18 protein-coding genes are annotated in these 23,036 nt (G+C 66.4%); 8 read left to right on the plus strand and 10 right to left on the minus strand.

Annotated features, from left to right (window positions below; translation table 11 throughout):
- Nucleotides 1-8: 8 nt before the first annotated feature.
- A complete protein-coding gene (locus tag ACU0AG_RS10545; protein ID WP_482782238.1) occupies nt 9-518 on the plus strand; it encodes a nuclear transport factor 2 family protein in 510 nt (169 codons plus the stop codon).
- Nucleotides 519-521: 3 nt separating this feature from the next.
- On the opposite strand, the gene ACU0AG_RS10550 is transcribed toward ACU0AG_RS10545, so the two are convergent.
- The 6 genes from ACU0AG_RS10550 to ACU0AG_RS10575 form a co-directional block, all read right to left on the minus strand.
- Nucleotides 522-1,160: a hypothetical protein gene (locus ACU0AG_RS10550; protein ID WP_482782239.1), complete on the minus strand. Its 639-nt coding sequence runs from the start codon at nt 1,158-1,160 to the stop codon at nt 522-524.
- 126 nt (nt 1,161-1,286) lie between these two features.
- Nucleotides 1,287-2,087 carry a DUF1295 domain-containing protein gene (locus ACU0AG_RS10555; RefSeq protein WP_482782240.1) on the minus strand — a complete coding sequence of 267 codons (801 nt, stop codon included), beginning with the start codon at nt 2,085-2,087 and terminating at the stop codon, nt 1,287-1,289.
- Nucleotides 2,077-2,706 (minus strand): 1-acyl-sn-glycerol-3-phosphate acyltransferase, encoded by a 630-nt coding sequence (locus ACU0AG_RS10560; RefSeq protein ID WP_482782241.1) that lies wholly within the window; start codon nt 2,704-2,706, stop codon nt 2,077-2,079. Before ACU0AG_RS10560 ends, ACU0AG_RS10555 begins: the two co-directional genes overlap by 11 nt.
- Nucleotides 2,707-2,782: 76 nt before the next feature.
- A complete protein-coding gene (locus ACU0AG_RS10565; RefSeq protein ID WP_482782257.1) occupies nt 2,783-4,390 on the minus strand; it encodes a carboxyl transferase domain-containing protein in 1,608 nt (535 codons plus the stop codon).
- Nucleotides 4,387-4,734, minus strand: coding sequence for a hypothetical protein (locus tag ACU0AG_RS10570; protein ID WP_482782242.1), 348 nt, complete (start codon nt 4,732-4,734; stop codon nt 4,387-4,389). The genes ACU0AG_RS10565 and ACU0AG_RS10570 overlap by 4 nt, the downstream gene beginning before the upstream one ends.
- Complete coding sequence (locus ACU0AG_RS10575; protein WP_482782243.1) at nt 4,734-5,900, minus strand: isovaleryl-CoA dehydrogenase; 1,167 nt, start codon at nt 5,898-5,900, stop codon at nt 4,734-4,736. Before ACU0AG_RS10575 ends, ACU0AG_RS10570 begins: the two co-directional genes overlap by 1 nt.
- A gap of 116 nt (nt 5,901-6,016) precedes the next feature.
- On the opposite strand from ACU0AG_RS10575, the gene ACU0AG_RS10580 reads away from it, so the two are divergent.
- Nucleotides 6,017-6,802: an ATP-binding cassette domain-containing protein gene (locus ACU0AG_RS10580; RefSeq protein ID WP_482782244.1), complete on the plus strand. Its 786-nt coding sequence runs from the start codon at nt 6,017-6,019 to the stop codon at nt 6,800-6,802.
- A complete protein-coding gene (locus ACU0AG_RS10585; RefSeq protein WP_482782245.1) occupies nt 6,799-8,334 on the plus strand; it encodes an ABC transporter permease/substrate-binding protein in 1,536 nt (511 codons plus the stop codon). Before ACU0AG_RS10580 ends, ACU0AG_RS10585 begins: the two co-directional genes overlap by 4 nt.
- A gap of 153 nt (nt 8,335-8,487) precedes the next feature.
- On the opposite strand, the gene ACU0AG_RS10590 is transcribed toward ACU0AG_RS10585, so the two are convergent.
- Genes ACU0AG_RS10590 through lgt form a run of 3 tightly spaced genes read right to left on the minus strand, consistent with a single transcriptional unit; the run spans nt 8,488 to nt 11,788 of the window.
- On the minus strand, nt 8,488-8,910 hold the full coding sequence (locus tag ACU0AG_RS10590) for a DUF2147 domain-containing protein (RefSeq protein ID WP_482782246.1): 423 nt from the start codon (nt 8,908-8,910) through the stop codon (nt 8,488-8,490).
- On the minus strand, nt 8,907-10,988 hold the full coding sequence (locus ACU0AG_RS10595) for a class I SAM-dependent methyltransferase (protein WP_482782247.1): 2,082 nt from the start codon (nt 10,986-10,988) through the stop codon (nt 8,907-8,909). The genes ACU0AG_RS10590 and ACU0AG_RS10595 overlap by 4 nt, the downstream gene beginning before the upstream one ends.
- Nucleotides 10,892-11,788 carry a prolipoprotein diacylglyceryl transferase gene (gene lgt / locus ACU0AG_RS10600; protein ID WP_482782248.1) on the minus strand — a complete coding sequence of 299 codons (897 nt, stop codon included), beginning with the start codon at nt 11,786-11,788 and terminating at the stop codon, nt 10,892-10,894. Before lgt ends, ACU0AG_RS10595 begins: the two co-directional genes overlap by 97 nt.
- Before the next feature lie 194 nt (nt 11,789-11,982).
- On the opposite strand from lgt, the gene ACU0AG_RS10605 reads away from it, so the two are divergent.
- From ACU0AG_RS10605 to ACU0AG_RS10615, 3 genes are all read left to right on the plus strand, one after another.
- Nucleotides 11,983-13,698 (plus strand): class I adenylate-forming enzyme family protein, encoded by a 1,716-nt coding sequence (locus ACU0AG_RS10605; protein ID WP_482782249.1) that lies wholly within the window; start codon nt 11,983-11,985, stop codon nt 13,696-13,698.
- Nucleotides 13,699-13,718: 20 nt separating this feature from the next.
- Nucleotides 13,719-16,478, plus strand: coding sequence for a [protein-PII] uridylyltransferase (locus ACU0AG_RS10610; protein ID WP_482782250.1), 2,760 nt, complete (start codon nt 13,719-13,721; stop codon nt 16,476-16,478).
- Between the two features lie 116 nt (nt 16,479-16,594).
- Nucleotides 16,595-18,952, plus strand: coding sequence for a TonB-dependent receptor (locus ACU0AG_RS10615; protein WP_482782251.1), 2,358 nt, complete (start codon nt 16,595-16,597; stop codon nt 18,950-18,952).
- Between the two features lie 188 nt (nt 18,953-19,140).
- On the opposite strand, the gene ACU0AG_RS10620 is transcribed toward ACU0AG_RS10615, so the two are convergent.
- Nucleotides 19,141-19,803, minus strand: a complete 663-nt coding sequence (locus ACU0AG_RS10620; protein ID WP_482782252.1) for a YggS family pyridoxal phosphate-dependent enzyme — start codon at nt 19,801-19,803, stop codon at nt 19,141-19,143.
- Between ACU0AG_RS10620 and ACU0AG_RS10625 the strand changes: the two genes are divergently transcribed.
- Both ACU0AG_RS10625 and ACU0AG_RS10630 read left to right on the plus strand, forming a co-directional pair.
- Nucleotides 19,802-20,362, plus strand: a complete 561-nt coding sequence (locus tag ACU0AG_RS10625; protein ID WP_482782253.1) for a thiamine phosphate synthase — start codon at nt 19,802-19,804, stop codon at nt 20,360-20,362. The genes ACU0AG_RS10620 and ACU0AG_RS10625 overlap by 2 nt on opposite strands.
- Nucleotides 20,363-20,574: 212 nt before the next feature.
- Nucleotides 20,575-22,989 carry a DNA translocase FtsK gene (locus ACU0AG_RS10630; protein WP_482782254.1) on the plus strand — a complete coding sequence of 805 codons (2,415 nt, stop codon included), beginning with the start codon at nt 20,575-20,577 and terminating at the stop codon, nt 22,987-22,989.
- The last annotated feature ends 47 nt before the right edge of the window (nt 22,990-23,036 follow it).

Consider the following 23,036-nt stretch of genomic DNA (forward strand, 5'->3'; position numbering starts at 1 on the left):
TGGCGGGCATGGACACGACCGAACTTGCCGACCGGCTCGCCATTGCCGAAACGCTGGCGCTCTATTGCCGCGGGATCGACCGCTGTGATGCGGCGCAGCTTGCCGCGGTGTTCACCCCCGATGCCCGGATCGACTATGGCGACGGCGCGAAACCCGTCGCGCAAGCCATCCCCGCGCTGATGGCAGGCCTCGGTGCGATGCGGCTGACCCAGCACAATATCTCCAACACGGTAATGCGGATCGACGGCGAGCGCGCGCGGGCCGAGACCAACTGCGTTGCCCTGCACCTGATCCCGGCACCCGAGGGCGAGGTGGAACTGGTGGTGGGCGGACGCTATCTCGACAGGCTGGAGCAGCGCGCGGGACGCTGGCTGATCGCCGAGCGGCTCTACGTGATGGACTGGAACCGCACCACGCCTGCGACGATGGCGCTGGAGGGCGGATTGATCGGAGGGTTGCAGCGGCGCGGCGCGCGGGGTGACGATGATCCGGCGGCGGCGTGGTGGGCTGAGGCTTAAGCCCTAATACGCCACCTTCAGCGTGTTGACCCCGGAGGCATCCGCCCCGGCCTCGCCCGACAGGCCGATGAACATCGTGTCGACAATCCGCGCCAGCTTCTGTTCGGACAGCTTGTCGCCCAGATAGATCAGCGCATCGGGCAGGGTGTAATTGCTGATCATCTGGTTGATCAGCGACAGGGCCTCGTCGATGCCCAGCCCGGCAAAAAAGCCCTCGGCCTGCGCCTCGGCGATCAGTTCGCACAGATAGTGGTCGGCCAGATCGACGTAGGACCGCACCTTTTCGAAATTCGCCGCGCCCATCTCGCACAGGATGGTGAAATGCTCGGGGTCTTCGCGGAACCGGCTTTGCGAAATGACAAAGCGGCGGCGGAAGAACTCGTACATCTTGCGTTGCGGGGGGAGGTTGCTGGCCAGCACCTCCTCCATCACCGCCATGTGCGGGGCGAGCCAGGTTTGCGCGACGGCATCGAACAGATCGTCGTAATCGGCGAACAGGGCTTCAAACCGTGCGCGGGTGAGGCCGCTTTCGGCCATCGCGATGGTCCACGGGATCTCCGATCCGCGCTCCTTGACCAGATCGAGGACGTGCCGCGCGATCCGCTCGCGCTCCTGCTCGCGCAAGGTGGGGTTGAGAGCCATGGGTCTGCGCGTCTCCTTGATTGCGCGCAACATAGGCCAAGCGGGCGCAGGCTTAAAGGGTGCCGACGCGCTTTTTGTGCGGCGCAACAGGGCGGTTGGTCGAATAACCGGCACGCGCGGGGCGTCTCAGCGCTTGGGCGGCATCGGGAAGAATGCCGAGGTGCGGCGCTTGTAATCGGCGTATTTGTCGCCCTTGGACTTGTCGAGACCCTTTTCCAGCAGCGTCACGCCCGACCATCTGGTGAGGGTGAAGCTGAGGAACAGCGGGCCGATCACAGTGGCTGCGGCATATTGCCACCCGGCCGCGGCGCAGGCGATCCAGATGCCCCACCAGGCGGCGAAATCGCCGAAGTAATTGGGGTGGCGGGTGTAGCGCCACAGGCCGGTGTCCAGCACCTTGCCGTGGTTGGCCGGATCAGCCTTGAACCGCGTCAGCTGCCAGTCACCCACCCATTCGAAAAACACGCCGACGCACCACACGCCAAAGCCGATCCAGGCCAGCGGCGGGATCGGCGCAGGGTGGCCGCTCGCCAGAATGCCGACCTGCGCGGGGCTGGATACCGCGAACAGCAGCACCGCCTGCATCAGCCACACCCGCGTCAGCGCGGCACGGGCGAACTGGCCCTTTTCGCGATCCTTCTTGAGGATCATCTTGTAGCGCTTGTCCTCGCCTTCCTTGCGCCAGCGCAGGAACAGATAGATACCCAGCCGGAAGCCCCAGGCGGCGGTCATCACCATGATCAGCGTCGCAAGCTCGCCCGGCCCGCCGCCCACATGCAGCCAGCTTGCCACGGCCAGAATGCCCATGCCTGCGCCCCAGAAGGCGTCGATGAAGGACACGTCGTCGATCTTCACCGAAATCGCCCACTGGATCAGCACCAGCACGAGCAGGATCGCGGCGTTGAGGAGCAGCAGTTCAAACATCATTCTTCCCTGCAATGATATCGCGGGCCTGTTGTTCCAGCACCTTGAAGCGATCGTAATCGGGCAGTTTCGAGCGGAACCACTCGGCGATTTTCAGCAAGTCCTCGCCGTAATTGCCGGTCGGCACCAGCGGGGGGCCGAAGCTGATGATCTTCTTCACATTATCGGCAAAGGCAGGGACGATCGGCACGTCCGCTGCGCGGGCGATGTGGTAGAAGCCCGACTTCCACTTGCCATCGGTCTTGCGGGTGCCCTCGCAGGCGATCACCAGCGCCAGATGGTCGCGCGCGGCGAATTCGGCAGCGACCTGCTCGGTGGCATTCGCGCTCTTGCGACGGTCCACGGGGATGCCCCCCATATCGAGCATGAAGTTCTTCATGATCCCTTGAAACAGCGTGTGCTTGCCCATGAAATTGGGGCGGATGCCCTCTTCATGGGTGGCGCCGGTGAAGAACACGAAGTCCCAGTTGGTGGTGTGCGGCGCTCCCGCGATCACGTATTTCTTGAGGTGCTTTGGCAGGGGTGAGTCGATCTTCCAGCCCCGGATATACCAGATCGCCAGAATGATCCGGCGCACGATGCGCGACAGCAGCGTGGGCTTGCGAATGAGTGCTTGCGGCAATGTGTGATCCCTCTCTCGCGACTATGTCTGCCCGCAACAGGGGCAGTTACGCAAGGGGGCGCGTGGGGGTTTCAGACTACATCCGGAACACGCCGAAGGCCGGCCGCTCGGCAATGGGCGCTTCGAGGCAGGCGGCGAAGGCAAGCCCCAGCACATCGCGGGTCTGCACCGGGTCCACCACCCCGTCGTCCCACAGGCGGGCGGTGGCGTAGTAGGGGTTGCCTTCGTCCTCGTATTTCTGGCGAATGGGTGCCTTGAAGGCCTCGGCCTGCTCCGGGGTCCAGCTGTCGGCGTCGCGGTGGACGGTGGCGAGCACGGATGCGGCCTGCTCCCCGCCCATCACCGAGATGCGCGCATTGGGCCAGGTGAACAGGAAGCGCGGGGAGTAGGCGCGGCCGCACATCCCGTAGTTCCCCGCCCCGAAGCTGCCGCCGATCACCACGGTGACTTTGGGGACGGTCGCGGTCGCCACAGCGGTGACGAGCTTCGCCCCGTGCTTCGCGATCCCTTCCGCCTCGTACTTCCCGCCGACCATGAAGCCCGAGATGTTCTGGAGGAACAGCAGCGGAATGCGTCGCTGGCAGGCCAGTTCGATGAAATGCGCGCCCTTCTGCGCGCTTTCGGAGAACAACACGCCGTTATTGGCGAGGATCGCCACGGGCATCCCCCAGATGTGGGCGAAGCCGCACACCAGCGTCGCGCCGTAATGCGCCTTGAACTCGTGGAACTCGCTGCCGTCGACCAGCCGCGCGATCACTTCCTTGACGTCATAGGGCGCGCGCACATCCTCGGGGATGAGGGCGTAGAGGTCTTCCGCGTCGAACTTGGGCGGGCGCGGGTCTTTGAGCGCCACGTCCTTGGCCGCCCCGGTGTTCGCGCCCAAGTGGCTGACGATATCGCGCACGATGGTGAGCGCGTGTTCGTCGTTCTCCGCGAGGTGATCGACCACGCCGGACTTCTTCGCGTGCAAGTCGCCGCCGCCCAAGTCCTCGGCGCTGATCTCCTCACCCGTCGCGGCCTTCACCAGCGGCGGCCCGGCGAGGAAGATGGTGCCCTGATTGCGGACGATCACCGTCTCGTCGGACATGGCAGGGACGTATGCGCCGCCCGCGGTGCAGGAACCCATCACGCAGGCAATCTGCGGGATGCCCAGCGCGGACATGTTCGCCTGATTGAAGAAAATGCGCCCGAAGTGGTCGCGGTCGGGGAAAACCTCGGCCTGATGCGGGAGGTTCGCCCCGCCGCTGTCGACGAGGTAGATGCACGGCAGGCGGTTCTCCTGCGCGATCTCCTGCGCGCGCAGGTGCTTCTTCACCGTCATCGGGTAATAGGTGCCGCCCTTCACGGTCGCGTCGTTGCACACGATCATGCACTGGCGGCCCGAAACGCGACCCACCCCGCAGATGATCGAGGCGCCGTTGACGTCGCCCTCGTACATACCGTTGGCGGCCAATTGCCCGATTTCGAGGAAGGGCGAACCCGGATCGAGCAACCGCTCGACCCGCTCGCGGGGGAGCAGTTTCCCGCGCGCAACATGCCGCTCGCGGTGCTTTTCGGGGCCGCCCAGCGCGGCTTCGGCCACACGGGCGCGCAGTTCCTGCGCGAGGGCATGGTTATGCGCAAAGCGGGCCTTGGCCTCGGGGCTTTCGCGGTCGAGTTTTGTCGAAAGGGTGGGGGCGGTCACAAGTAGCATCCAATCAATACAAGGCTGCCGACAGCCATTCCGAAATACGCTCCGGACGACTTTCCGCGTGAACGGATAGCATCCGCGATGGCGATTGCGAGCCAGAGTACGCCCAAGGTCGCCTCGGCCCAGACCGGCACTCCGGGAACCAGGATCAGGATTGCTGTTCCGACGAAGAAAGCAAACATCGTGGCTACTAGCGCGTAGAAACTGGCATCGGTGAGCGTAGAAGTGCCTGCTTCCCTGTTAGCGGCGTTATTCCGCATTGACTGCGCAATGCCGCCGTTAAGGAAGTAGTGAATGGCGGCAAGCAGGATCAAGCCGCTGGCCGCATAATGGGCCATCACCCCGCCGCCCCGATCAATTCGCGGCCGATCAGCATCCGGCGAATCTCGTTCGTGCCTGCGCCGATGTCGAGCAGCTTGGCGTCCCTCATGTAGCGTTCCACCGGCCAGTCGGTGGTGTAGCCCGCGCCGCCCAGCGCCTGCACGCTTTCGGCGGCGACCTTGAAGGCGTTCTCGGACGCCAGCAAAATCACGCCCGCCGCATCAAAGCGCGTCGTCTGCCCTGCGTCGCAGGCCTTGGCCACCGCATAGGTGTAGGCGCGGGCGGATTGCAGGGCGACATACATATCGGCGACCTTGGCCTGCATCAGCTGGAAGCTGCCAATCGGCTTCCCGAACTGCTTCCTCTCGCGCAGGTAGGGGATCACCGTGTCGAGGCACGCCTGCATGATCCCGAGCTGCAACCCGGCGAGCACCACGCGCTCGTAATCCAGACCGCTCATCAGCACGCCCACGCCGCCGTTCACCGGCCCCATCACGCGGTCCTCGGGGATGAAGCAATCCGAGAACACCAGCTCGGCGGTGGGCGAGCCCTTCATGCCGACCTTGCTGATCTTCTGGCCGATCGAGAACCCCTCGTCGCCCTTCTCGATCAGGAAGGCGGTGATGCCGCGGCTGCCTGCGTGGCCATCGGTCTTGGCATAGACCACCAGCGTATCGGCTTCGGGCGCGTTGGTGATCCAGAACTTGGTGCCGTTGAGGACGTATCCGCCCTGCACGGCATCGGCCTTCAGCTTCATCGAGACCACGTCCGACCCCGCGCCCGCTTCGGACATGGCGAGGCTGCCGACGTGTTCGCCCGAAATCAGCTTGGGCAGATATTTCGCCTTCTGCTCGTCATTCCCCCAGCGGCGGATCTGGTTGAGGCAGAGGTTGGAATGCGCGCCGTAGGAGAGGCCCACGCTGGCACTGGCGCGGCTGACTTCCTCGACCGCGATCACATGCTCCAGATAGCCGAGCCCCAGCCCGCCCCATTCCTCTTCCACGGTGATGCCATGCAGACCCAGCGCGCCCATCGGCTCCCACAATTCGCGCGGGAAGCGGTCCTCGCGGTCGGTGCGCTCGGCGAGCGGCATGATCTGCTCGTCCGCAAAGCGGGCGGTGCTTTCGCGGATCATCTCGGCGGCCTCGCCAAGCTGGAAATCGAAATCGGGGGTGGCGCGCATGAATCGTTCCTCGCCGGGTAATGATTGTTCTGACAGATGCGCATAGCAAGGCATCGGGCAAACGCCAATCGGAGACGCTGGCGCAGCGCTATCGCAATCGCTAATCGTCGTCCCGGATGGATAGGCCCGCACCTCTGCTCCGCTTTGACGGGGTCACCTGCCGCTTCGGCGAGATCACGGCGGTCGGCGGCGTTTCGTGCGATATTGCTGCGGGCAGTTTCGTCGCGCTGGTGGGGGCCTCGGGATCGGGCAAATCGACCCTGCTCAAGACGGTCAACACGCTGGTGAGGACGACACACGGGCGGGTGCTGTTCGCTGGCGAGGATGTCAGCGCGCTGAAACCCGCCGCCCTGCGCCGCCGCGTCGGATACGTGTTTCAGGGGGTGGGCCTGTTCCCGCATTTCTCCGTCGCGGAAAACATCGCCATCGGCCCGCGCCTTGCGGGTGAGGCGCTGGCGGGCGAGCGGATTGCGGAATTGCTGGCGCTGGTCGAACTCGATCCCGCGCTTGCCAGCCGGATGCCCGATGAACTCTCCGGCGGGCAGCGCCAGCGGGTCGGCGTGGCGCGGGCGCTGGCGGGCGAGCCGGAGCTGCTGATCATGGACGAGCCTTTCGGCGCGCTCGATCCTGTCACCCGCGATGCGCTGGGCCACAAGGTGCGCGAGTTGCATGACCGCCTTGGTCTCACCACGGTGATGGTCACCCACGACATGGCCGAAGCCCTGCTGCTGGCTGACCGGGTGCTGGTGATGGACAGCGGACAACTGGTCGCCGACGAGACCCCGCGTGCGCTGCTCGCAGGGGCGGGCGGCGATGTGGCGCAGGGTCTTGTCGCCGTGCCACGCCAGCAGGCCGAGCGCCTCGCCGCGATGGAAGGCCTTGGGGAGAAGCCGGGCGGATGAGCGCAATCTGGGACATCCTCCCCGGCCTTGGCGACAAGCTGGCGGCGCACGTGGTGCTGTCGGCCAGCGCGATCGGGCTCGCCATGCTGATCGCGCTGCCGCTGGCGGTGTGGGCCAGCCGTTCGCAGGTGGTGTCGCGCCTCGCGCTGAGCCTTGCCAGTCTTGTCCAGACCATCCCTGCCCTCGCCTTGCTGGCGCTGTTCTTCCCGTTGCTGCTCAGCTTGCGGGCGGTATTCGGCGAGGGCCTGCCGACGCTCGGCTTTCTGCCCGCGCTAATGGCGCTGACGCTCTATGCGCTGCTCCCGATCCTCAGGAACGCCGTCACCGCGCAGGCCAATCTCGACCCCGGCGTGCTGGAGGCGGCGGACGGCGTCGGCATGACCCGCTGGCAGAAGCTGGTGCTGGTCGAAGCGCCGCTTTCGGCCCCCTTCGTCATGGCCGGGATCCGCACCGCGAGCGTGTGGACCATCGGCGCGGCGACGCTCGCCACGACCATCGGCCAGCCGAGCCTCGGCGATCCGATCTTTGCCGGCCTCCAGACGCAAAACTGGGCGCTGGTGGTTGCCGGGTGCCTTGTCAGCGCGGGGCTGGCGCTGGTGGCCGACTGGCTGTTGTGGTGGATCGAGCGCGGGATCGACGAGCGCCGCCGCTGGAAATGGGCGGGCGCCCTGCTGGCGGTGGTGGCCGGCCTTGCCGCCGCACTGGCCGCACAATCGGGCAGCGAAGAGCGCCGCATCACCATCGCCGCCAAGCAATTCTCCGAGCAATACATCCTCGCCCAGCTGATCGGATCGCGGCTGGAGGCGGCAGGCTACGCCGTCGAATACCGCGACGGGCTGGGCAGCGCAGTGGTGCACAGCGCGGTCGCTTCGTCGAGCATCGACATCTCGGTCGATTACACCGGCACGATCTGGACCAACTATCTGGGGCGCAAGGACAACCCCGGACGCGAGGCGATGTACGAAACCATCCGCGACTGGGAATGGCGCGAGAACGGCGTCAGGGTGCTCGGGCGGTTGGGGTTCGAAAACGCCTATGCCTTCGCCATGCGGCAGGACCGTGCCCGCGAACTGGGGGTCACTTCGCTGGCCGATCTCGCCGCAATCGCGCCGCAACTGACGGTGGGCGGCGATCCCGAATTCTTCGAGCGGCCCGAATGGATCGCGGTGCGCGATGCCTATGGCCTCAGCTTCGCCCGCAGCCGCAATTTCGCGCCGACCTTCATGTACAACGCGCTGGCCTCGGGCGAGGCGGATGTGATCAGCGCCTACACCTCCGACGGACGGATCGCGGCGGACCGGCTGGTGGTGCTCGAAGATCCCGAAGGCGCATTGCCGAGCTATGACGCGATGCTGATGCTGTCCCCCCGGATTGCGGAGGATGACGGCGTGATCGCAGCCCTCACTCCGCTGCTCGGCGCAATCAGCGTCGAGGCGATGCGCGAAGCCAATCTGGCGGTGGACCGCGAGGACGAGAAGAAACTCACCCCCAAGGCCGCGGCAGCGGAACTGGCGAAGAAGGCGGGGCTTTAGGTCGGTCCCACCCCCGACCCCTCCCGCAAGCGGGATGGGAGAACAGGGCGATGTGACGGTCGCGCGGCGACCGCAAGGCCGACTGGCCGCCCGCAGCGACGCGCCCGCAGGGCGCGAGAGCGAGGAGATCGCGGGCCGGACGGCCCGCGCAAATCAGGACGCCTTCTTCCACTCCTGCGTCTGGCAGAACGGGCCGATGCAGCCTTTCACCTCCAGCACGTTGGCGCCCTTGCGGCGGATCACCGAGCGGTAGCTCTTGCCGCTTTTGGGATCGTAGATCCGCCCGCGCCACTGGTCGCCATCGGCTGTGAAGCCCGAGAGGATCGGCATGCCGAGCAGCTTGCGGGTCCGCAGTTTGGCATCGGGATTGTTCACATCGCGCTGGTCGAGCCCCTGCGGCGGAGGCACCAGAAACCGCTCGATCGTGCCGCACAGCGCCTTGCCGCACGGCGCGATCAGGATGACGCCGTCCTTTTCCGCCGTCACCCAGCGGCCCGCCACCGCATCGGTGGCAAGCGCAGGGGCAGCGCCGCCCAAAGCCGCGCCCACAGCCAGCAATCGCAATGCCTTCATCATTCGAACCCCACCCCGAACGGCCAGCGCCGCCCGCAAATGCCCAGAACCTTGAACAGAGTACCCATCTGGCTCGATTCGACCAGCCGGTCGCGCTGGCGCTTGACCTTGGCGGCCTCACCCGGATTGCGCCGCTGGAGCGCCTCAGTGCGGGTATCGATCCCCATCTGGCGCAGCCATTCGCCCTGGAATTGCAGGCCCATCACATCCGCACCGTTGCGGGCGGCGACGTGCTGGAGCAGTTCGAAATCGACATGGGCGGTAATGTCGGCCTCGCCCGGATGGGCAAAGATATCGACCTTCTGGTGGTTCCTGAGCGCCTGCATGGTCGATCCCGAGCTGAGCTCGCGGTGCCCGTAATCGATGATCAGCGCCGCGCCGCCCTGTTCGCGCAGGCGGGTGGCGATTTCCTCCATCACCGCGACCGCTGCCGGACTGGTCTCGATCATCGATCCTTGACTGGCGCGCACCCAGCTGGGCGGAACCATGTGGTCCATGCGTTCCTTGCCGGCAACAAAGGTGAAGGCATCGCCCTCCAGCGCGACCATGCGTTCGAACCAGCCATCGGCCGACCGCACCAGCTGGTGCACCGGCAGGGCATCGAAGAATTCGTTGGCGACAATCAGCAGCGGGGCATCATCGGGCAGGGTCGAGAGATCGTGATGGTGCTGGCAACCGGGAAAGGCCTCGCGCTGCAATTTGCGCAAGGTTGCCGATGTCTCGACAAAATGCACCTGCGGGTCGAATTCGTACCGCGCCGCGGTGGTCAGCGCGTCTTTCGCCAGCGTCCCGCGGCCCGGCCCCAGTTCGACATAGTGGATGCGCTTGCGGCTGCCCATCCGCACCCACAGATCGGCGAGCCATAGCCCGATCAGCTCGCCGAACATCTGGCTGACTTCGGGCGCGGTGATGAAATCGCCCTGATCGCCAAGCGGGTCGCGGCTGGCATAGTAGCGCGCGTTGCTCTCGCCCATGTAGTGGGCAAGGCTGATCGGGCCGGTCTCGCGGATCAGGCGCCTGAGGCTGGCAGCGACATCGACATGGGCGCGGGCGGCGACTTCGGCTTCGAGCCGGGCCTGCTCGGCAGCGGCGGCTTCGGCGGCGGCTTCGGCTTCGGCGGCGAGACGGGCGGCTTCGGCAGCCTCGGCTTCGGCAGCAAGGCGGGCAGCCTCTTCGGCGGCGGCTCTGGCAGCTTCGGCTTCGGCTTCCTGACGGGCCTTTTCCTCGGCCTCTGCTTTGGCGCGGGCTTCGGCTTCAGCCTTGGCCTTGGCCTCTGCCTTGGCGCGGGCTTCGGCTTCCTTGCGGGCCTTGGCCTCGGCAGCGGCGCGGGCCTTGGCTTCGGCTTCCGCCTGCTTGCGCGCCTCGGCCTCCTTGCGGGCCTGTTCGGCGGCGGCGGCCTTGGCGGCAGCTTCGGCTTCACGGCGCAGGCGCTCGCGCTCCTTTACCTCGGCTTCGGCCTTGGCCTTTGCTTCGGCCCGTGCCTTGGCCTCGGCCTCCTTGCGGGCCCTGGCTTCGGCCTCGGCCCTGGCGCGGGCTTCGGCTTCCGCCTGCTTGCGGGCACGCGCCTCGGCGGCGGCTTTCTCGCGGGCCTCGCGTTCGGCAGCGGCGCGGGCTTCCGCCTCGGCCTTGGCCTGTTCGCGGGCCTCCTTCAGGACGCGGGCGCGTTCTTCGGCTTCCGCCTTGGCGCGGGCGAGCGCTTCGGCCTTGGCCCTGGCTTCGGCTTCGAGCCGGGCTTTGGCTTCGGCCTTGGCACGGGCGCGTTCCTCGGCTTCGGCCTGCAAACGCGCCTGTTTCTCCGCCTCGGCTCTGGCGCGGGCTTCGGCCTCGGCAGCAAGACGCGCCTGTTCGGCCGCTTCGGCGGCGGCTTTCGCACGCGCCGCTTCGGCAGCCCTGGCCGCCGCCGCCTGTGCAGCGGCATCGACTTCGGGTTCGGAGACGGGGTCGATCAGCCTGAGCGCGCTGCGCCAGACCCCCTTCCCCCCGGTCAGGCCGGAGCGGTCGTGCCCGTCCCCAGCGGCGGCTTCCGCAGCGCGAAGAGCACGACAGTCAACCCAGTCAGGATAAGCGGTATGGTCAGCCATTGCCCCATCGATAGCCCGGTCCGGGCCGCAAAGTCAGCCAGTTGTGCATCCGGCTGGCGAAAAAATTCGTTCACGAAGCGCGAAATCCCGATGCCGAAGGTGAACACCCCCGCCAGCAGGCCGGGGCGATAGCGCGCGCGGGTTTTCCAGAACAGCAGCATCATCACGATCAGCAAGGCCAGACCTTCCAGCCCGGCCTGATAGAGCTGGCTGGGGTGGCGCGGCAGATCGTCGGCGGCGGGAAACACCATTGCCCAGGGCACATCGGTGGTGCGGCCCCAAAGCTCGCCATTGACGAAGTTCGCCAGCCGCCCGAGCAGCATGCCCATCGGCACGCCGACGCTGACATAATCGACCACCCGGATGAAGTTCAGCTTGTCGCGCCATGCGACATAGAACATCGCCAGCGTCACACCGGCGAGCCCGCCGTGAAAGCTCATCCCGCCGTCCCACAGCCGCAGGAGCTTCCACGACATCCACCCGTCGCCCGAAAAATCGGTGAAGGCCGAGGGGATGCCGGTCGCGCCGCCGGTGTAGAACAGCGCGTAACCCAGCCGCCCGCCCAGAATGACGCCCAGCGTGCAGTAGAAAAACAGGTCATCCGCATGGCGCTGCGCCATCGGTGCGCCGGGCTGCTTCAGCATCTTTGAGGTATGCCAATAGGCGAAGATCACCCCGATCAGATAGGCCAGCGAATAGAACCGCAGGGTGAAGAACCCCAGATCGATGCCCGGTTGCAGGCCCAGCTGCTCCCAGTAGATCGGATCGGCAGCGCCGCTTGCGGCAAGTAGTGACAGCACGGGGCGAACCTCTTAATGACAATGATATGCCGTATCGGCGGGCCTGACACGGACCCGGTTGCGCTGGCGCTTCTGGCACAGCGGGCGGGGCAGGGGAAGGGGCGCAGGATCGCCGGACGGCTTGGGACACGAGGTCCGGGACGCGCAGCCATGTGCGCCGGGGCTTCCTAGAGACGAGAGAGGAACATAACCGCATGCCCACCCCGCTGGACAATGCGCTCGAAGCGATCATCACCGGCCTGACTGCCGAGGGCCAGCCCTTCGCCACCGTGCCCTTCATGCGCGACGGGATCGAAATGCCCGCCTTCGCTGGTGCCCCGCCGACGCTGGCGCATTATTTCGCCCACTTCTGCAACCAGAACAAGGACACCCCCTTCCTTGTCGATGGCGATATCCGCCTGACCTTCGGCGAAGCCTATGCCGCCGCGACCTGCGTGGCGGAAAGTCTGGTGCATGATCACGGCGTCGAAAAGGGCGACCGCATCGGGCTTGCGGCGCGCAATTCGGCCAACTGGATGATCGCTTACATGGGCATCCTGATGGCGGGCGGCTGCGCGACGCTGCTCAACGGTTTCTCCTCGGGCGAGGAACTGGCCTACGGGCTGGAACTCGCCGAATGCCGGCTGCTGCTGGCCGACGAACCCCGCGCCGCGCGGCTGGAAGGCCATGCGCATCCGGCCAAGGTGGTGCTGTTCAGCCATGGCAATCCGCCCGCAGAGGGCCTTGCCGCCGTGTGGCGCGCGCCCGAAGGCACCCCTGCCGCGATCGCGCTGCTCGCCACCCTAGGGCCGGACGATATCGCCACGATCCTCTACACCTCGGGTTCGACCGGCAAGTCGAAGGGCGCGTGGTCCGATCACCGCGGCGTGGTGCACGGCGTGATGAACTACGTCGCGCAGTCGGCGATGGCCAAGGTGCACATCGAGAGCACCGGCGAGGTGATCACCGATCAGCCCTGCGCGCTGGTGGCGGTACCGCTGTTCCACGTCACCGGCGAAGTGCCGCTGTTCCTCCAGAGCTTCGCCATCGCGCGCAAGCTGGTGCTGATGCCCAAGTGGGACGCAGGCCTCGCGATCCGGCTGATGGCGGAGGAAAAGGTCAGCTATTTCGTCGGCGTGCCGCTGATGAGCTACGAAATCGCCAACCACCCCGACCGCGAGAAGTATGACCTCTCGGCCTGCAAGAGCTTTGCCGCGGGCGGCGCGCCGCGCCCGGTGGAGCACGTGACGCGGATCAAGGAAGCCTTCCCCGGCGGTTTCCCGCTGCTGGGCTATGGCCTCACCGAAACCAACGCGGTCGGCTGCGGCAATTTCAACGAGAACTACCTCGCCAAGCCGGGTTCCACCGGCCGGCCGTCGAAGCCGATGGTCGACATGGCGATCCTCGACGATGCCGGAAAGCCCCTGCCGCAAGGCCAGGTGGGAGAGGTGTGCATCCGCTCGGTCGCCAATTTCCGCGGCTACTGGAAAAACCCCGAAGCGACGGCGGCCGCCTTCACCGCCGACGGCTATTTCCGCACCGGCGATCTCGGCTATCTCGACGAGGACGATTACCTGTTCATCGTCGACCGCAAGAAGGACATCATCATCCGCGGCGGCGAGAATATCTCGTGCATCGAGGTGGAAGATGCGATCTACGCGCATGACGATATCGGCGAATGTTCGGTGTTCGGCCTGCCCTGCGACCGCTTCGGCGAAGTGCCCGCAGCGGTCTACACCATGAAGGAAGGCCGCCCGGCGATCACCCCCGCCGAGCTGCGCGCCTTCCTGCTGGAACGCATCGCCCCGTTCAAGGTGCCGCTGGAACACCAGATCTGGATGTCGGACGAGGCTCTGCCCCGGCTCGGCACCCAGAAGATCGACAAGCGCAGCGTCAAGGCCCGCTACAGCGCCGAGGCGGTTGCGGCGTGATCGGCCGGTGAGCCCGCCCGATGTCGCCTAGGCGCGTCCCCGGCCAGCGCGCGATCATTGACCGCCGCGCGCTGGCAGAGGAAATCGCCACGCTGCACGCCGGCGGCGGCGATGCGGCGCGCCCGGCGATCGTCAGGGCGCTGCGCGGCGCGCTTGACGAAGGCCGTGCCGAACTGGCCCGCAGGCTGGCAGAGGCGCCCTCTGCCGGGCACGAGGTCACGGCAGGGTTCAGCTTCCTGATGGACCAGCTGCTGCGGGTGATCCACGATCACGTCACAGCGCACGTCTTCCCCGTCCCCAACCGCACCCATGCCGAACGCCTCGCTATACTGGCGGTCGGCGGTTACGGGCGGGCGGAGATGGCACCGCATTCGGATGTCGACATCGCCTTCATCACCCCCATGCGCCGCGCGCCGTGGTGCGAGCAGGTGATCGAGGCGATGCTCTATCTGCTGTGGGATCTGGGCCTCAAGGTCGGCCATTCCAGCCGCACGGTCTCCGACACGATGCGCATGGCCAAGGACGATCTCACGATCCGCACCGCGCTGCTCGAAAGCCGGCTCGTGTGGGGCGAACAGTCGCTTTACGAAGAGCTGCGCGCCCGGTTCTGGAACGAGGTCGCCAAGGGCAGCGAGCGCCAGTTCCTGACGCTGAAGCTTGCCGAACGCGATGCCCGCCACAAGCGCATGGGCGACAGCCGCTATGTCGTCGAGCCCAATATCAAGGAAGGCAAGGGCGGCCTGCGCGATCTCCAGACGCTCTACTGGATCGGCAAATATGTCCACCGCGTCGACAGCGCCTCGCAACTGGTCGATGTCGGCCTGCTGACGCCGAGCGAATATCGCAGCTTCCGCCGCGCCGAGGGGTTCCTGCTGGCGGCGCGCTGCCACATGCACCTGATCACCGACCGCGCCGAGGATCGCCTGACCTTCGATCTCCAGCGGCAGGTGGCCGAAGCGATGCAGTTCGCCGAGCGCCCCGGCAAGAGCGCGGTCGAACGCTTCATGCAATACTACTTCCTGCAGGTGAAACGGGTGGGCAGCCTGACCGGCGTGTTCCTTTCGCACCTTGACGAGGAATTCGCCAAGAAGCGCCCGCGCACCGGGTTCTTCGCCGGGTTCACCCAGCGGCCGCGCATGTTCAAGGGCTACAGCGTCGAAGGCGGGCGGCTGCGGGCACCGGGCGATGACTGGTTCCGCGCCGATCCGGTGCGCCTGATCGAGGTGTTCCAGCTGGCCGAGGCCGAAGGGCTGGAAGTCCACCCCGAAACCATGCGCCAGGCCGGGCGCGATGCGAAGCTGATCGATGGCAAGGTCCGCCGCGACAAGCGCGCCAATGCGCTGTTCCTCGATCTGCTGTGCGGCCGGAAGGACCCCGAAACCGCGCTGCGCTGGATGAACGAGGCCGGCGTGTTCGGCCGCTTCGTGCCCGATTTCGGGCGGGTCAATGCGCAGATGCAGTTCGACATGTATCACCACTACACCGTCGATGAACACACCATCCGCGCCATCGGCCTGCTGAGCCAGATCGAGCGCGGGCTGCTGGCCGCCGACCACCCGCGCGCAACGCGGGAATTCCCGCGGCTGGCCTCGCGCCGGGCGCTCTATGTCGCGGTGCTGCTGCACGATATCGCCAAGGGGCGCGGGGGCGATCATTCGGTGCTGGGTGCCGAAGTGGCGCACAAGCTGTGCCCGCGCTTCGGGCTGGACGAGAAGGAAACCGATCTCGTCGCCTGGCTCGTGCTGCAACACCTGCTGATGAGCCGCACCGCGCAGAAGCGCGATCTCACCGACCCCAAGACGATCGAGGATTTCGTGGCCGAGGTGCAGGGGCTGGAACGGCTGCGCAATCTCGCGATCCTCACCGCCGTCGATATCCGCGCCGTGGGGCCGGGCACCTGGAACAGCTGGAAGGCGCAGCTGCTGGGCGAGCTTTACGATGCCGCGCAGGAACAGCTGCGGCTGGGCCACAAGGGCACCGGGCGCAAGCAGCGCGTCACCGCCAAGAAGGACGCCGTGGCGCGGCTGCTGGGCGAACAGGATGATCTGGTCGACAGCGCCGGCGCGCTGCTGGGCGATGCCTACTGGATCGCCGAGCCGGAAGACATCATCGCCGGCAATCTCGTGCAGTATGATGCCGCACGGGCAGCAGGCGAGCAGCTGTCGATCAATTGCGCGGTCGACGAGGCTCGCGGCGCGACGCGGGTCAGCGTGATCGCGGCCGACCATCCGGGCCTGTTCTACCGCATGGCGGGCGGCATCCACGTGGCAGGCGCGAACATCATCGACGCCCGCATCCACACCGCCAAGAGCGGCTATGCCTTCGACAATTTCCTCGTGCAGGACCAGAACGGCCAGCCGTTCCGCGAACCGGCGCAGATGGCCCGCATCGAAAAGGGCATCCGCGATGCCTTGCTGGCGCGGATCGAACTGGTGCCCAAACTCGCCGCCCGCCCGCTGGCCCATTCGCGCGCCAAGGCCTTCGATGTCGCGCCGCGGGTCGGGTTCGACAATGACGCCTCGAACAATTTCACCGTGATCGAAGTCACCGCGCGCGACCGGCCCGCGCTGCTCAACCGGCTGGCGCACGCGCTTTACAAGGCCAACCTGATCGTCCATTCGGCGCATATCACCGCCTATGGCGAGGCGGCGGCAGACACGTTTTACGTGACCGATCTGACCGGCGCCAAGGTCAAGGCGCCAGAGCGGCTGGCCGAAATCGAGGCCGCCCTGCTCGAAGCCGCGAGCGATCACCGCCAGCAGCAGCTCGAACAGGTATAGTTGCAAATCTCTGAAGATGCAGGATTTTGCAACCATTGCCGCGCAGGAGCGCGATAGGTTGCAATTGCGTGACGCATTGCTATTGCGACGGCCCTCAACTCAGGGAGAGTTATAACATGTCTACCGCCACCCCCAAGCGGAGCCCCCTCCGGCTCGGCAAGCTGGCGCTGCTCGTCTCGACCGCAGCGCTGACCCCGTTCGCAGCCTCGGCGCAGGACTCCGAAGAACCCGCCAGCGAAGAGCGCACCAGCACGCTCGACACGATCAACGAAATCCTCGTCACCGGCACCAAGAAGAAGGATGCCGAAAACGTTCAGGACATCCCGCTGGCCGTGACCGCGTTCAACGCCGGCACGCTGGAAGCCTTCAAGATCCGCGACATCCAGGGCCTGTCGTTCCAGGCTCCGAGCGTCAGCCTCGACCAGGTCGGCACCAGCCGCGGCACCGCCAACTTCACGATCCGCGGCGTCGGCATCAACTCGTCGATCCCCTCGATCGACCCGACCGTCGGCGTGTTCGTGGACGGCGTTTATCTCGGCATCAACGGCGGGGTCGTGTTCGACCTGTTCGACCTTGAAAGCGTCGAAGTGCTGCGCGGCCCGCAGGGCGTGCTGTTCGGCCGCAACGTGACCGGCGGCGCCGTGGTGATCAACACCGGCAACCCGACCGAAGATTTCCGCGGCAAGTTCCGCGCGGCGGTTGACGGCCCGGTCGATGGCGGCCGTGGCGGCGCGAACTACACCGTCAGCGGTGTGGTCTCCGGCCCGATCGTCGAAGACGTGCTGCTGTTCAAGGTCGGCGCGTACTACAACAAGGACGAAGGCTATTTCCGCAACCTCGCGTCGCTGACCAACCCGAACATTCCGGAAAATCACGGCGAGGCGGAAACCAAGATCCTGCGCGGTGCGCTCGAAGCGCGTCTGGGCGGGCTGACCCTCACCGGCAAGCTCGACTATTTCGAGAGCGACGGCGATGGCCCGAGCAGCCAGAACCGCGCGTTCTTCGATCGCAACAGCTTCGACTTCGCGATCGACGAGCCGGGCGCCTACGCCAACGAAATCTGGACCAGCTCGCTCACCGCGACCGTCGATATCGGCCCCGGCACGCTCACCAACGTGTTCGGCTACCGCAAGTATGACGCCACCACCCGCGGCGACATCGACGCGACCCCGGTGTTCCTGTTCCACTCCAGCACCGAAACCGCGCAGGAGCAGTTCTCGAACGAGCTGCGCTACGCGATGTCGTTCGACAGCCTCGATCTGACCTTCGGCGGCTTCTGGTTCGATCAGGATCTGGCCTACACCGAAAACCGCGAACTGCGCCGCGACCTGCCTGTCAACCTGCGTCCGCCGGTGTTCTTCGGCGGCGGCGCGCAGAACCACGAAGTGCTCGGCGTGTTCGCCAATGCCCAGTGGGAATTCGCTGACGGCCTGTCGCTGATCGCCGGTATCCGCTGGAACCAGGAAACCAAGGACGCCGACATCACCTTCGTGCGTCCGCGCCCGGAATGCTCGGTGGTGCAGGGCACCTGCCCGACCACGGGGACCAACCCGTTCGTGCCGGGCGAAGCCAACGGCTTCACCGATCGCGTGCGGTTCCGCAACGTCTCGCCCAAGCTCGGTCTGCAGTATGAATTCGGCGACAGCCAGGTCTATGGCCACTGGAGCCGCGGCTTCCGTTCGGGCGGTTACAACTTCCGCATCACCGACGTGGCCGTGTTCAACCGCATCGTTGCCGCCAATAACGGCGCGCTGGGCTTCGACGAAGAACAGGTCGACACCTTCGAAATCGGCGGCAAGTTCCAGACCGCTGACGGTTCGTTCACCCTCAACGCTGCGGCCTATGTCACCAAGATCGGCGACATGCAGCGCGAAGTGAACACCGCCGGCGCGTCGGGCGTGGTGCAGAACATCGTCAACACTGCCGATGCCACCATCAAGGGTATCGACGCCGAAGCCCGCATGCGGGTGTCGGATTCGCTGGTGTTCACCGCCAACCTCGGCCTGATCGACGCCGAATATGACAGCCTGCTGTTCAACATCGGCAGCGCCGACGGGATCACCGGCAACCCGGCGGATTCGCTCGGCCTGAGCATCCCGCGCGTGTCGCCGATCACGGTGGGCGCCGGGTTCATCCACGAACTCGACCTCGGCAGCAGCAACATCCTGACCCGCGTGAACTACCAGTACCGCGACCGTGCGGCCTACACCGACGACAACCTCGGCTGGCTGAACGATCTGAGCATGCTGGAAGCCAACATCACCTGGAACACCCCGGTCGAGGGCCTGTCGCTCTCGCTCTACGGACGTAACCTGCTCGATCAGGTCCAGGAAGGTGGCGACACCCAGGTGCCGTTCGGCGGCCCGAACTCGACCGGCGTGCGCCGTCCGTTCGGCCTGCAGCCGGCTGCCGGCACCTTCTCGCCGCTGATGCGCGGCCGGAACGTCGGCATCGAAGCGATGTTTGAGTTTTAAGTAGACTCGACGTGATGAAGAAAGGGGGCGCTCCGGCAACGGGGCGCCCTTTTTTGTTCGCCTACCGCTTCGCTGCTTGAGGCGTTTTTTTCGCCTACCGCTTCGCTGCTTGAGGCGTTTTTGCTCGCCTACCGCTTCGCTGCTTGAGGCGTTTTTGTTCGCCTACCGCTTCGCTGCTTGAGGCGGGGCTAACCGCGCGTCCCTAACAGTGCGGTACCGACCCGCACATGGGTCGCGCCGAGCATCACGGCGGTCTCGTAATCGCCGCTCATCCCCATGCTGAGGCCGGTCACACCATTATCCGCCGCCAGCTTCGCCAGAAAGGCAAAGAACGGCGCGGCCTCGGTATCGGCGGGGGGAATGCACATCAGCCCGGCCAGCGGAATGCCGCTGGCGCGCACTTGGGCGAGGAAGGCGGGCAGATCGGCAATCGCGCAGCCACCCTTCTGGGCCTCGTCACCGATATTCACCTGCACGAAGCACGGCACGCGCCGCCCTGTCTTGTCCATCGCCTTGGCAAGCGCGGCCAGCAGGCTCGGCCGGTCGAGCGAGTGGACACAATCGAACAGCGCCACCGCCTCTTCCGCCTTGTTCGATTGCAGCTGGCCGATCAGGTGCAGTTCGATATCGGGATGCGCCGCCTTCAGCGCGGGCCATTTGCCCTGCGCTTCCTGCACGCGGTTCTCCCCGAACACGCGCTGGCCGGCATCGATCAGCGGCTGGATCGCCTCTGGGCCATGCGTCTTGCTGACCGCGATCAGCGTCACCGACGCGGGCTCGCGCCGTGCGGGCTTGCACACGCGGGCGATGTTGCTGCGGACGGTGTCGAGACGGGTGGCTGCGTTTTCCATGGGGGCGCTCTATAGCGGAGCGGTGGCCCGCGCAAAGACCCTCCCCGCCCTGTGGCTGATCTCGGACGCCCGCAATGATGCGGGGCTGGAGCGTGCGCTGGCGCGGCTGCCGCGGGGATCGGGCTTCATCTACCGCCATTACCACCTTCCGGAAGCACAGCGGCTGGCACAGTTCCGGGCGCTGCGGCGGGCGGCGCGGGCGCGGGGGCATGTGGTGATCCTTGCCGATTCGGCGCTGACCGCGAGGGAATGGGGCGCGGACGGGATCTATGGCAGCCCGCGCAGCCTCTATCCCCGCCGCCGCGGGCTGATCCACCTTGCGACCGCGCATGACATGGCCGAACTGGGGCTGGCGGCGCGTCTGGGCGCGGATGCGGCGCTGCTCTCCCCCGTGTTCCCGACCCGCTCCCACCCCGGCGGCGGGACGCTGGGGCCGGTGCGGTTCCGGTTGCTGGCACGGCAGACGCGGCTGCCGGTGATCGCGCTGGGGGGGATGACGCGGCATGGCGCAAAGACCCTGCGCTGGCCCCGCTGGGCCGCGATTGACGGGTTAAGCTGAGGATCGCACACGAAGCCGCAAAGGCACAAAGGTGGTGGCGCCGAAGTGGGGCGGCTTGCCCATCCGGATGCTTCTTTCCTGGGCGTCTTTGTGCCTTTGTGGGAGGCCTGACCTCGCTGTGCGCAAAACCGGGACGACATGCGGTTCATCGCACATTGCTTGACCCGGACTCTTCGAGGATTCATGATGTGTTCCGCACAGGAGACACCCCCATGGCCAGCCGCGCGGTCACACCCGTCAAGAACGGTCGCAAGACCGATGCCGAATGGCGCGCAGGCCTGCGCCGCGGATTGCGCCGCCTTGCGCAGATGACCGGCGCAGGGCTGCTGCTGGGCGCGGCGGTGTTTCTGGCGCTGTCGCTGCTGAGCTACACCCAGACCGATCCCAGCCCCTCGACCGCGGCTGATCCGGCGGAAATCGCCAACTGGATGGGCGCGAGCGGCGCGTGGGTGGCGGACCGGGTGCTGCTGATCTTCGGCCTGCCCGGCGTACTGCTGCTGCCGCTGCTCTACGTCAGCGCGCGCAAGCTGTGGCGCGATGTCGAGAACGGGGACGCGCCGGAGACCACCGCATGGTGGATGCCGACCGCGCTGCTGCTGGTCGCCATGACGCTGATCGCCACCGTGCTGAGCCTCGCCTTTGCAGGGCCGGGCGGCACCCTGCCCGCGCAGGCCGGCGGGCTTTCGGGCCTGCTGGGTGCGGGCGCGATTCAGGCCATCGCGGCCCGCTTTGGCGAGAGTGCGCAGGGCTGGGTGATCCTCGGCGCGGCGCTGGCCTGCCTTGCCACAGGCGTCGCCCTGCTGACCCGCATCTTCGCGATCGACTGGCGGGTGCTGCTGAGCCTGCCCGATTTCCTCGGCGGCGGATCGCTCGCCGGTGTGCTGGGCCACCTGCCGCTGCCGTGGGGCAAGGGGCAGGACACGCTGGCCTTTGCCGATGGGGACGACGACGAAGACGCGCCCGCCGCCCGCCCGCACCCGCGCCCCCGCCCCAAGGGCGATGTCCTGCCCGACAGCAGCGAAAAGCCGCGCCGCCCGCCGGAAATCAGCGACCCCTCGGCCCCGCCGCGCCCGGCCTCGACCAGCAAGACCGCGCAGCGCGACATGTTCGCGCCGTTCAATCTGCCCAGCCTCGACCTGCTGGCCGAGCCGCCGGCCGACAAGGCGCCCAAGCTCGACAAGGTCGCGCTGGAACGCAACGCCCGCCTGCTCGAAAACGTGCTCGACGATTTTAACGTGAAGGGCGAAATCACCGCCGTGCGCACCGGGCCGGTGGTGACGATGTACGAGCTGGAACCCGCCCCCGGCATCAAGGCCAGCCGCGTGGTCGGCCTTGCCGAAGACATCGCCCGCAACATGAGCGCGATCAGCGCCCGCGTCTCGCCGATTCCGGGCCGCACCGTGATGGGCATCGAACTGCCCAATCAGGACCGCCAGATGGTGGCGCTGAAGGAACTCGCCGCCTGCGCCGATTTTGCCGATGCCAAGGGCAGCCTGCCGATCATTCTGGGCAAGGATATCGCAGGCGACCCGATCATCGCCGATCTAGCTGCCATGCCCCACCTGCTGGTCGCAGGGACCACCGGTTCGGGCAAATCGGTGGGCCTCAACGTCATCCTGCTGAGCCTGCTCTACCGCTTCACGCCCGGCGAACTGCGCCTGATCCTGATCGATCCCAAGGTGCTGGAGCTGAAGACCTACGACGATATCCCCCACCTGCTCTCGCCCGTGGTGACCGAACCGGCCAAGTCGGTGCGCGCGCTGAAATGGGCGGTCGAGGAAATGGAGCGGCGCTACCGGATGATGAGCGCCATCAGCTCGCGCAACATCCATTCCTTCAACGAAAAGGTGAACGCCGCGATTGCCAAGGGCAAGCCGCTGGGCCGCCGCGTGCAGACCGGTTTCGACCCCGAAACCGGCGAGCAGCTGTTCGAGGAAGAACAGCTCGATTACCAGCCGCTGCCGCAGATCGTGCTGATCGTCGACGAGCTGGCCGACCTGATGGTGACGGTGGGCAAGGAAATCGAAGTCCTGATCCAGCGCCTCAGCCAGAAGAGCCGTGCGGCGGGCATCCACCTGATCATGGCCACGCAGCGCCCCAGCGTCGATGTCATCACCGGCGTGATCAAGGCCAACCTGCCGACCCGCATCAGCTTCAAGGTGACCAGCCGGATCGACAGCCGCACCATCCTTGGCGAACAGGGCGCGGAACAGCTGCTGGGCAAGGGCGACATGCTCTACAAGCCCAACACCGGTGCAATGGTGCGCGTGCACGGGCCGTTCGTCAGCGACGAGGAGGTTGAGGCAGTTGCCGATTTCTGGCGTTCGCAGGGCAGCCCCGAATATGTCGATGCCGTGACCGAGGAGCCCGAAGACGGATTCGGCTTCGGCTTCGAGGACGAATTGACTGCCTCAGACAATCCGGAAGAACGCAAATACCGGCAGGCCTGCCAGATCGTGATCGAAAACCAGAAGGCAAGCGGAAGCTGGCTCCAGCGGCAGATGGGCGTGGGCTACAACACCGCGGCCAAGTGGATCGAGCGGATGGAGGAAGACGGCCTCGTCGGCCCCGCCAACCACGTCGGGCGGCGCGAGATCTACCGCGACAAGGATGGCAATCCGTTGTGATGGTTTAGGCAGCCACCTTCGGTGGCGCAGATGTCCCTGCCCTTTGG

Source organism: Erythrobacter sp. RANMB8 (assembly GCF_056848235.1).

Bases quoted from the DNA above. Each gene is read 5' to 3' on its own strand.
- ACU0AG_RS10630 (WP_482782254.1), top strand. From the start codon at position 20,575: ATGGCCAGCCGCGCGGTCACACCCGTCAAGAACGGTCGCAAGACCGAT.
- ACU0AG_RS10610 (WP_482782250.1), top strand. From the start codon at position 13,719: ATGTCGCCTAGGCGCGTCCCCGGCCAGCGCGCGATCATTGACCGCCGC.
- ACU0AG_RS10605 (WP_482782249.1), top strand. From the start codon at position 11,983: ATGCCCACCCCGCTGGACAATGCGCTCGAAGCGATCATCACCGGCCTG.
- ACU0AG_RS10595 (WP_482782247.1), bottom strand. From the start codon at position 10,988: ATGGCTGACCATACCGCTTATCCTGACTGGGTTGACTGTCGTGCTCTT.
- ACU0AG_RS10570 (WP_482782242.1), bottom strand. From the start codon at position 4,734: ATGGCCCATTATGCGGCCAGCGGCTTGATCCTGCTTGCCGCCATTCAC.
- ACU0AG_RS10550 (WP_482782239.1), bottom strand. From the start codon at position 1,160: ATGGCTCTCAACCCCACCTTGCGCGAGCAGGAGCGCGAGCGGATCGCG.
- ACU0AG_RS10575 (WP_482782243.1), bottom strand. From the start codon at position 5,900: ATGCGCGCCACCCCCGATTTCGATTTCCAGCTTGGCGAGGCCGCCGAG.
- ACU0AG_RS10545 (WP_482782238.1), top strand. From the start codon at position 9: ATGGACACGACCGAACTTGCCGACCGGCTCGCCATTGCCGAAACGCTG.
- ACU0AG_RS10585 (WP_482782245.1), top strand. From the start codon at position 6,799: ATGAGCGCAATCTGGGACATCCTCCCCGGCCTTGGCGACAAGCTGGCG.
- ACU0AG_RS10590 (WP_482782246.1), bottom strand. From the start codon at position 8,910: ATGATGAAGGCATTGCGATTGCTGGCTGTGGGCGCGGCTTTGGGCGGC.
- ACU0AG_RS10555 (WP_482782240.1), bottom strand. From the start codon at position 2,087: ATGATGTTTGAACTGCTGCTCCTCAACGCCGCGATCCTGCTCGTGCTG.
- ACU0AG_RS10625 (WP_482782253.1), top strand. From the start codon at position 19,802: ATGGGGGCGCTCTATAGCGGAGCGGTGGCCCGCGCAAAGACCCTCCCC.
- ACU0AG_RS10580 (WP_482782244.1), top strand. From the start codon at position 6,017: ATGGATAGGCCCGCACCTCTGCTCCGCTTTGACGGGGTCACCTGCCGC.
- ACU0AG_RS10615 (WP_482782251.1), top strand. From the start codon at position 16,595: ATGTCTACCGCCACCCCCAAGCGGAGCCCCCTCCGGCTCGGCAAGCTG.
- ACU0AG_RS10620 (WP_482782252.1), bottom strand. From the start codon at position 19,803: ATGGAAAACGCAGCCACCCGTCTCGACACCGTCCGCAGCAACATCGCC.